The sequence below is a fragment of the Bradyrhizobium sp. Crot121 genome, from assembly GCF_059512385.1.
The window spans coordinates 1-8,559 of the sequence record NZ_JCAMOR010000150.1 but is presented as its reverse complement, the minus strand read 5'-3'; the positions used below and the strand labels follow the sequence as shown (position 1 = coordinate 8,559).

Annotated in this window: 9 protein-coding genes and 3 pseudogenes; 7 read left to right on the top strand and 5 right to left on the bottom strand. The window is 59.4% G+C overall.

Going from position 1 to position 8,559, the window contains the following annotated elements:
* Positions 1 to 330: 330 nt before the first annotated feature.
* Positions 331 to 1,929 (bottom strand): annotated as a pseudogene (locus tag AC5ZGW_RS44580) (arylsulfatase).
* A gap of 363 nt (positions 1,930 to 2,292) precedes the next feature.
* Positions 2,293 to 2,457: a hypothetical protein gene (locus AC5ZGW_RS44575; RefSeq protein WP_165435581.1), complete on the bottom strand. Its 165-nt coding sequence runs from the start codon at positions 2,455 to 2,457 to the stop codon at positions 2,293 to 2,295.
* A 111-nt stretch (positions 2,458 to 2,568) separates the two neighbouring features.
* On the opposite strand from AC5ZGW_RS44575, the gene AC5ZGW_RS44570 reads away from it, so the two are divergent.
* Positions 2,569 to 3,252: a hypothetical protein gene (locus tag AC5ZGW_RS44570; protein WP_130230041.1), complete on the top strand. Its 684-nt coding sequence runs from the start codon at positions 2,569 to 2,571 to the stop codon at positions 3,250 to 3,252.
* A gap of 267 nt (positions 3,253 to 3,519) precedes the next feature.
* Entirely contained in the window at positions 3,520 to 3,915 is a 396-nt protein-coding gene (locus AC5ZGW_RS44565; RefSeq protein WP_130230043.1) for a hypothetical protein, read from the top strand.
* Positions 3,916 to 4,101: 186 nt separating this feature from the next.
* Here AC5ZGW_RS44565 and ligD read toward each other — a convergent pair whose 3' ends face one another.
* Entirely contained in the window at positions 4,102 to 5,022 is a 921-nt protein-coding gene (gene ligD / locus AC5ZGW_RS44560; protein WP_130230045.1) for a non-homologous end-joining DNA ligase, read from the bottom strand.
* Between the two features lie 94 nt (positions 5,023 to 5,116).
* Here ligD and AC5ZGW_RS44555 point away from each other — a divergent pair.
* Positions 5,117 to 5,327 (top strand): annotated as a pseudogene (locus AC5ZGW_RS44555) (DUF3606 domain-containing protein).
* A 466-nt stretch (positions 5,328 to 5,793) separates the two neighbouring features.
* Positions 5,794 to 6,102: a hypothetical protein gene (locus AC5ZGW_RS44550; RefSeq protein WP_130230047.1), complete on the top strand. Its 309-nt coding sequence runs from the start codon at positions 5,794 to 5,796 to the stop codon at positions 6,100 to 6,102.
* A gap of 197 nt (positions 6,103 to 6,299) precedes the next feature.
* Here AC5ZGW_RS44550 and AC5ZGW_RS44545 read toward each other — a convergent pair whose 3' ends face one another.
* A complete protein-coding gene (locus AC5ZGW_RS44545) occupies positions 6,300 to 6,494 on the bottom strand; it encodes a hypothetical protein (protein WP_245475087.1) in 195 nt (64 codons plus the stop codon).
* Positions 6,495 to 6,966: 472 nt separating this feature from the next.
* Between AC5ZGW_RS44545 and AC5ZGW_RS44540 the strand changes: the two genes are divergently transcribed.
* From AC5ZGW_RS44540 to AC5ZGW_RS44530, 3 genes are all read left to right on the top strand, one after another.
* Entirely contained in the window at positions 6,967 to 7,146 is a 180-nt protein-coding gene (locus tag AC5ZGW_RS44540) for a hypothetical protein (RefSeq protein WP_130230053.1), read from the top strand.
* A gap of 46 nt (positions 7,147 to 7,192) precedes the next feature.
* Positions 7,193 to 7,471: a DUF2934 domain-containing protein gene (locus tag AC5ZGW_RS44535; protein ID WP_130230055.1), complete on the top strand. Its 279-nt coding sequence runs from the start codon at positions 7,193 to 7,195 to the stop codon at positions 7,469 to 7,471.
* 97 nt (positions 7,472 to 7,568) lie between these two features.
* Entirely contained in the window at positions 7,569 to 7,748 is a 180-nt protein-coding gene (locus tag AC5ZGW_RS44530) for a hypothetical protein (RefSeq protein WP_130230057.1), read from the top strand.
* Between the two features lie 121 nt (positions 7,749 to 7,869).
* On the opposite strand, the pseudogene AC5ZGW_RS44525 reads toward AC5ZGW_RS44530, so the two are convergent.
* Positions 7,870 to 8,529 (bottom strand): annotated as a pseudogene (locus AC5ZGW_RS44525) (SOS response-associated peptidase).
* Between the last annotated feature and the right edge of the window lie 30 nt (positions 8,530 to 8,559).

Below are 8,559 nucleotides of genomic sequence, written 5' to 3'. Positions count from 1 at the left end.
AGGTGGAGAAGACTAGCTAACGTGATCTGATTGTGCCGGTCTTCGATTGCTCCCGCTCCAAACGATTGCAGATACCCTGCGGGGCGGGAGCATAGCGCCTTGTCGAACAGCAGCCACTCCATGACCGGTTGGGTCATGAGCGGCGGTTAAGCCTAGCGCACGTACGTCTGGTTTACCGGCGGTTGCGGTCGAACCAATTCGAGTGACTTCGGCTCGGGGCCAATACCGGTCATTACGCTGGCGCGGCTGCCTGTTCTGTATATTCGAGGGGCGCTAGTCCGCAATCGGCGCCTTTCGTCGATGGTATGGTCGATCACGCAGGCCCAACCACTACCCGCCGCTGCCCTTGACGTTTGGCATATCCAACAACGGCACCGGGTTATCCGGGCGTTGAAGCTTGGGTCTCCAGTCAGTAGAGGCTCCGCCCGGCACCCGCTTCATGCTCGGAAAGTCAACGACCGACGTGTTGAACTCCATCACGACCGGAACGATCAGCGCTGCGGCCCAGCCGTTGTCCTGTCCAGCGAACTTGCCCGGCGACTGCGTTGGCATACGTGGCGACACCGCACCGTTGAACAACATGTCGTACTTCTCGAAAGGGTCCATCGTCAGGTTGTAGACCGAGCCAGTCGCGCCGAGGTTCTGTGCCGGTCCCAGCCAGGTGTCCTTGGCGGTCCACAAATATTTCCACGCGATGTTGACGTCGGGGTTACTCGGATCACCCGCCACATCGGCGTGCGCGCCCATGAAATCTTCGCCGTCAATGTAGACCCATGATCGTCGTGCGGAATGCCTCGCCTTTCCGAGAATGTAGTCGCTGTTGTCAGTGCTGTCGAAGTAGATAGGCTTGCCGTTGTTGTCGATCCATGCACCGTGCGGCGGTGGGGTAAGGCCGACCATTTTGGCCAGCGTCGCCCAGCAATCGATATGTGACATCATCTCGTCGTACTTCGCGCCCGCCGGAATTTTTCCGGGCCACCACATTAAGCCCGGCACGCGCCACCCGGCTTCAAACGCCGTGCCCTTCTCACCACGGAATGGCGTCGTGCCAGCATCGGGATAGGCGTCCTGCCACGCACCATTGTCCGCCGTCACGATGACAATCGTGTTGGGCGCCTCCGAGCGGATCGCGTCCATAATTCGACCGATGTCGTCATTCAGTTCCAGCAACGAGTCCGAGTAGTCGCCCAGCCGTGACTTCCCAGCGAACCTCTGTGAGGCGTTGCTCGGGTTGTGCATCTTCATGAAATTGACGTCCATGAAGAATGGCTTGGCATCCTTGGCATGGCTCTTGATGTAGTCGATTGCATAGTCGGCTTGACGGACGTCGAAGTCAGCAAGGCGCTCGTAGGTGATGTATTCGCCTCTCTTGGCTGGTTGTCCCGCAACGCCTTCTCACTCGTACATGTTGACGATGTCGAAATATGCCTTTGCGAACTCTGGATTGTAGGAGGGGAACCACGGATGGAAATATTTGGAAGTGTCGGAATAGGTGTAGACGCCCGGATAGTACGCCGCGAACGCCTTCATCTCATCGAAACCGTGCTCGATGGGATAGGCCTCGGGCTTGTCCCCGAGATGCCACTTGCCAGAAAAGTAAGTTGAGAAGCCGTTCTTCTGGAAAAACTCGGCGATGGTCGGCGTCTCCCTTTTTATCGCGTTTTCTTCACCCGGGACAGCCACAATGGAGAGCGCGGAGCGGATCGGAATGCGTCCGGTAATGAACGATGCGCGACCTGCTGTGCAGCTTGCTTGACCGTACCAATTCGTGAACGTTGCGCCTTCATTGGCGATCCGGTCGATGTTTGGGGTTGGATGGCCGAGCGCCTTGCCGCCTCCTGAATAGGCGCCAAAATCGTTCCAGCCGTTGTCGTCAGTCATCAGTATGACGATGTTTGGTGGCTTCTGCTGTTGCGCTGATGCGGGCATGGTAAACGCCGCCACTGCGGCAATACTCGCCAGCAGGCTACGCGAAAATGCACGTCCTACTTTCATTGCCTTCCTCCATGTGTCGTTGCTTCTCAATCCAGTCTTGCTCGCGCAAATGTCAGGCAGGCGCCGAATGCTCCGAAGTCAAACGACTCAGCCAATCCGCGGCCCGTTTGGGCTTTCACGGGCTTGGCATCGGTGACGTAGCGTCGCGGGATAGTTGATCTGAGTCAATGCATGTCCGCCTTGGCATGTCCGCCTTTGGTCCAAAACCGGAAATACTCTGATCGCGCAGAAGGTTTCTGCCGGCACTGCGGGCAGATGACGAGGATCAGCGAACGATGACGGCTAACGCGTTAGCGCTCACTGCGGCCAATCCCTGTAGACAATGAACCCCATCATGATCATCGAGCCGACGGCGACCACCGCCGTGCAGATCAGCGGCAAGTCCTCCAGCACGGCGACAACGGCCGTTCGCGCCCTCAGAGTTTTCTTCACACGCGCGCGGCGCCAGCCTGCCACACCCATTCGGACAACTCCGTTTGGCCCCCAGCAGCGGCGGTCCGATTCTCTCAACGCGAACCGCTCGCCTGACGATAGCCTATTCGGGTGTAACCGGAGACCAAGGAGAAGGAACCGTTGCCAGCACGAAGCGGCCCGGCTATCAACCATTGCGTGCGCGAACGGGCCGCGCGGAGGTTATTCGGGGAAGCCTTGGGTGATAATTCCGAGCAACGATTTGAACTCAAGGAGATCCTCATTGTAGTACCTTTGTTCGCAAGCTCGCTGGCGATCAGTTGGGAGGTCGGTCGCTATCAGCTCAGCGGAGTTGACCTTTTCACAATTCCCGAGCACCTGCTGGTGGCCGTAGGGTATTTTCCCGTAGCGTTCTCGGTGGCAATCTTCCTCGTGCCGACCGCGATGGCAGCGCGGGCGAAGCGTGATCTGACTCGGGCACAGAAAATCATCATCACTGTGCTGCTCTGCGTGATCATTGCTGCTTCTTTCGGCTACGTACATTTTCTCGAACCAGCAAGGGCTGTTCTATTAAATGTGGTCCTCGTTCCCTACGCATTTATCGTGATAGATTCGCTCTGGCTGCGTTGGACGATGACAAGCACGACTGTGTTGCTCGCCATTTTCGGTTATTCGGTGATCGCTGCTTGGTGGCTTGCCTTTGATTTCTCTCGCAATCGCATGGCAAACGCAAACGCCGGAAGGGGCCTCTCGGAAATTGTCACGAAGGCCGAGACGTTAAGGCCTACATCATCGGCATCGGAGAACGAGGCATCTTGTTTTACAGCCCTGGCACGAGCTGGGTGAGCTTTCGCCGGTTGGACGACATCCAAAAAATCGAGTGGCAACGGGATTGGTGAGGGCGCGGGCGGACCAAAAAAGGAAGACCCCCCGGAGAGGGGCTTCTCCAGGGGGCTGATGCAACCAAAAGTTCTTCACGGATAGCAGGGGTCGTTGAAAAAGAAGCGGGGGCCTCTCCATCAACGCCCAGCATGCTGCCTCGCTGACCCGCGAGATCAATAACCTGGGTTAAAGGTCCCCAGTGAAACCAAGGGGACGAGGTGCAGGTCAGAATTGATTTTGCACGCGGTGATAGGCTGGATGCTTCAGATTCTTGACCTTGATCCAGTGCGTGCAGCGGCCTCCGATGTAGGGTCGTCCGCTGAGCTTAGAGACCATGGCCTCCAGGCCCATGATGCAGGCATGACGGAACAGATCCGGGCCGATCTCGCCTTGCTCGAACGGGGCGACGAAAATGCCCTCGGGCCGGCGGGCGAGCAACCGCGCCAGATTGGTCTTGCGCATCGACAGCGGCAGCCGCCGGTAGTCGTCGCCGTCCCGGCCAGCATGTCGAAGGCGCAGAAACTGGGCTTCATGATCGTGGCGCCTCGAATGCAGCGCGTCGAAATCGGAGATGCCGTCGATCCCGAAGACGACGGTCTCGCCGTCCAGAACGAAGCTCCGTCTTGAGCCTCAGCGCGGACTCGACAATCCAGGGGAAGCGTTTGGTCCAGTCCAGGCCGGTTCGAGTGTAGGCCTTCGCCTTTCCCTTATTCAGATGGAGCTGGATCCGTCGTAGATATCGCGCCTGGGAATCCCGGCAGCAAGCGAGATTTGCCCCTGCACTGCCGCTCGTCAGGAACTTCCGGCCGTCCATCATAGATCCTCCCGCAGGCCTTTAGAGAATGGGTGCCGCACCTTGCCCGCGGCCGACTTGGCGCGGTACTCGATTTCGGCGAGAAGCTTCGGTTCAACCCAGATGCCTTTGTGCGCGATGCGCTTGCTATAGGGCTGGGTCTTGCGGATCAGCGGCTTCAATCGCTTACGTAGCTCGGTCTCCGATGCCTTATCGAAGCCATGATCGACCTTGCCTGCGTAGACCAGCGCATCGCCCTTGCGCCGGCCGAGATAGATCCCATCCCATTTTCCTTCGTCCAGGGCGAAGCCGGCGATGGTCAGCGTCTCCCGTTGTCGGCAAGTCACCTTCACCCAGTCCCCACCGCGGCCCGATGCGTAACGGCTGGCTCGCACCTTTGAGACCACGCCCTCAAGCCCGACCCTGCAGGCGTGCTGATACATTTCGCGTCCGTCGAGTTCAAAGCCTTCGCTGAATTGGATTGGTGTCCGATCTATCAGCTTCTTGAGATGTGTCTTACGTTCAACCAGCGGCAGCTTCCGAAGATCGTAGCCATTGAGGTAGAGCAGATCGAAGGCCACCATCACGATCGTGGCGGACTTGCCCTTTAGCTCGTTCTGCAGGACCGAGAAATCGGTGGTGCCGTCCGGTGACGGCACCACGACCTCGCCGTCGATGATCGCCGAGCCGGCATTGATCACATAGGCATCGGTGGCAATTTTCTTGAAGCGCTTGGTCCAGTCGTTTCCCCGCCGGGTGAATACCTTGATGTCGTCGTTGGCAATGTGAAGCTGGACGCGATAGCCATCGAACTTGATCTCGTGAATCCAGCGCGTCCCGGAAGGCACGCGCTCGACCTGCGTCGCTAAAGCCGGCTCAATAAAGCCCGGGTATGGCGCTTTGGTGCCGATCGCCGCCGGCTTCTTACGCTGAAACGCCACTCGGAAAACTCCACGCAACGAAGGCGGATTCAAGCGAGCGTAGGGCGAATCGTTCCGACGGCCCGAACCGTAAAACCGCTTCCCGCGTTGCGTCATGACAGCAAGGGAGGCCGGAATAGCAAAATCGAAGAAGCAGACGACGCGTGGCCGCAAGCAGGACCGGGCGCGGGTTGCCGGCCGGCAGCGGCACGAAGTCAGCTACGAATCCAAGAAGACCCGTAATCGGCCACCGCCGTGAAGAAGGCGGTGAAGAAGGTTGGCACAGCCGCAGGCGGGTCGAGAAGCGTCTCGCGCGCAAGAGATAGGAACGGCTCGGCCCGCATTACATTATCAGCGTCCATACCGTGCCAATCGAGCGGCCAGCCAGCCGCCGACCCCTGGGGCCTCGGCTTCATAGCCGAGGCGTCTCAGCTTCAGCCCGAATTAGCCGGAGTCGGAGGGCTAGGAACGTTAAACCGGCCGGCTGAATTGAAGTTGATGCGGGGCCAATCGGCGCCAGGGAGCGAGCGCCCAGGCAGTGTAGGTCATGGGTGAGCACGGAGATATTTGCCGGACGCGAGCCGAGCAATACCGGCAACAAGCTGCGAAGACGATTTGTCCGATAGATAAGCAGCAACTGCTGCGGCTTTCCGAAGAATGGCTGAGGCTAGCACAGCGACCCTCATTCGGGGGCGACTTGGCTGCCGACGGCAGTCAGGCTATCGGGGCCGCTCTCAGGCGTCCACCGGTTCACTGAGCGCCCGCAGTCAGATGAGTGAGAAGGAAAGAACCATGAAGACGATCTATTTCGCTTCGGTTTGTGGCGCCGCCACCCTTTTGGCAGTCACCAGCTTCGCAAACGCACAAGGAACGGGCGTTACAGCAAACCGCGATCAGGGCGTCACGCCCAAGCAATGCTGGGATGTCAGCAGCAACATCATTCGCGAAAAGAACCCGACTGCCGCTGGTGCATCATCGTCGGAAAAGGCACCCGAAACGACTGTGGGCTCAACCATGCCGGGCCCAACCGGTTCTGGCGCTGGCTCAACCGGCTCCACTGGAAATGCGTCAGCACGTCCGGCGGGAATGCCGGATTGCTGACACGCCAAAGAGCTTTGCTTCGTATAGATTACAATGGCGGCCTGTTTCGTTGACCGCGAACTTCACCGCCAATCGGTCCGATGACGATGACCGGAGATCGGAATGATCCTAGTCGAGGGACCCTATTGTAGTGACTTACGCGAACAGATCGGCGCCCTCAGGCGTGATCTTCACGTAGGTGCCGCTTCGTGCATCCATCAGGTTTTGAGCTTCCGCGCGGCTTCGGCCTCTCGAGCCAATCGTTCCGCCTTTAGGCGCTCGTGGTTTGCATGGAATACCTGTTGAGCGCGTTCATACTCGGACATCGCTACTTTGGTGTCCGCTTCCTTGAAGGCCCGTCGAGCCTCACGCTGGGCTGCGGTGAGCACCTTCCGTTCGTGGATGTAGGTCACTTTCTCCACCTTTCGACGCAAACAGAGCCCGACGTTGACCTCGCCGAGGTTTTCCTCCGGCTCGGGCTGCTTTTGCCGGAGGCGCAGATTCGACTCCTGGCCGGCCTCATAGTTCCTTCTGCTTCAGAAACTGCACACCGAGGCTGTGTGCACTTTTAGACCGAAGCCAGCACTGATTGGGCGTAGGCTCGCTTCATCACCGTCCCATCCCAAGGCCATTTAGCGGTCACTGAGAGTGTTGTGCTCCCGCCTGCATTAAGGATGGAGCGCGCATGAAGCGGCGCCGTTTCAAACAAGTTTTGTCCCTTCGCGATCGCTTGGTCGAACACGCTAAGGCGGCCCGCCAGCAAGCCAAAAAACTGCCGCCCGCGAAAGAGCGTGAAAACCTCCTGCGAAGGGCGCGGCAAAGCGAAACAGCCTCGCGCATTGATGAATGGCTTAGCTCGCCCTGCGCGCGGGCGCCGCGGTAGCCATGCCGGAGTACCGGGCCTACACCGTCGGGCCGGACGGCCATATCATCGCCTTTGAACCGATGGTTTGCCCTAATGATGAAGTAGCGATCGAAAGGGCTCGGCGGCTGGTCGATAGCCACCGCGTCGAGCTGTGGAGCGGGTCGCGCCTCGTGATCCGGCTTCCCGAAGAGGCAAACTGAAAATGAACGATTTTGCCGCCGCCGTTTTAACTAGGCGGAGGCGGCCATGAGCCAGAGTACCGATCGCCGAGAGTTAGAGCGTCAACTCGCACAGGCGAAGCGGCTTGCTTCCGAGATAACCGACCAAACGACCTATCAGCGGCTCAAGGCGTTCGTCGAGGATCTGGGGGAGAGCCTGCAACGGCGCTTAGCCGCGCGGCGGTCCAAGCAAGCAACCAGGGCTCGTGCCCACGAACTCTGGGAACAGCACGGGCGGCCTACGGGCCGGGATCTAGAGTTCTGGTTACAGGCAGAGCGGGAACTTAGCGAGGATGAAAACGAGTGAGCGCGTGTCCCGAAGTGGACGCACCTAGCTAAGCGAGGGTCCTGGCCCCGTTTCTTGGAGCGCGTGCTATTGTGTCGGCTCACAGGAGGGAGACGCGATGTCGACTTCAAAGAAGCCGCTGAAGCCCGATGATTTTCCAGTGCATGCCGAAGGCAAAAAGATCACGAAGCAGGACGGCACGCCGATCGCGACCACTGAAGATTCACCTGTCGCTGATGACGTGGCCGAGCGCCTCAATGAGGACGAAGCCCGCCGCGAAGAAGATAAGTGGGCCTGATCGTCCGTCGATGGACGACGGGCGGCCGCGTGCGATCAGTCATCGATCAGCGTGCCGATCAAGTCGAGGAGCGCTCGGTGTTCTGGCCCGTTAGCTCCATCTCGAAGAAATTTACCGAACCCTATGCGGCGATCCTATCTTCCTTGTCAGGGCCTCGCAGCACTATCTCCAGAGCATCATCCGGCAGCGGCCGCTGGAGCGCCTTGGCCTCATCCCACGGCGCGCGCAGCCACACATTCGCGTTCTTCATCCGTCGTCAGGATGACCGGCATGGCCTTGTCATGGATCGGTTTGACGACAGCGTTCGCCTCGGTGGTCAGGAAGCCATAGACGAGGTGAGGGCCCGGAATCGGCTTCGACTTGTTGCCCCGGTCGCCCTTGAACTCGGTCCAGATCCCGGCAAACGCTGTGAGCGGCCGGTCATCGTTCAGCGCGAACCAGACGACATCCTTCTTCTTCGTTTCCGGGTTCGGCTCTGGCGCGTATTCGGCGAAGCTGTTGAAAGGACTAGGCACCGGTTCTCCGGCTTGAGCCAGCCGCGCCAATGCGGCGAGGACGTGTTGCGGATGTTGGTACGGGCGGGCCGCCGGTTCGCGGCGGCGGCGGCATGCCCCAACGCATCAGCACCATCTCGCGGCCGGCCGCGGCACTGCGTACCACGGGGGCCGGATAATCAGGAAAGACGCCGGGCATCGGCGGCAGGTTGCCGACGTAGCGGTTTACGACCCGGAACAGCGCGGATTGCTTCCTGGTTGGTGGTTATCGAATAGAGATTGCACATCAGATGTCCTTAGCGTTCGCCCGGCCACCA

Excerpts from the sequence above, each read along its gene's own strand:
- AC5ZGW_RS44535 (WP_130230055.1), top strand. The coding sequence starts at position 7,193 with ATGAGCCAGAGTACCGATCGCCGAGAGTTAGAGCGTCAACTCGCACAG.
- AC5ZGW_RS44575 (WP_165435581.1), bottom strand. The coding sequence starts at position 2,457 with ATGGGTGTGGCAGGCTGGCGCCGCGCGCGTGTGAAGAAAACTCTGAGG.
- AC5ZGW_RS44540 (WP_130230053.1), top strand. The coding sequence starts at position 6,967 with ATGCCGGAGTACCGGGCCTACACCGTCGGGCCGGACGGCCATATCATC.
- AC5ZGW_RS44530 (WP_130230057.1), top strand. The coding sequence starts at position 7,569 with ATGTCGACTTCAAAGAAGCCGCTGAAGCCCGATGATTTTCCAGTGCAT.
- AC5ZGW_RS44550 (WP_130230047.1), top strand. The coding sequence starts at position 5,794 with ATGAAGACGATCTATTTCGCTTCGGTTTGTGGCGCCGCCACCCTTTTG.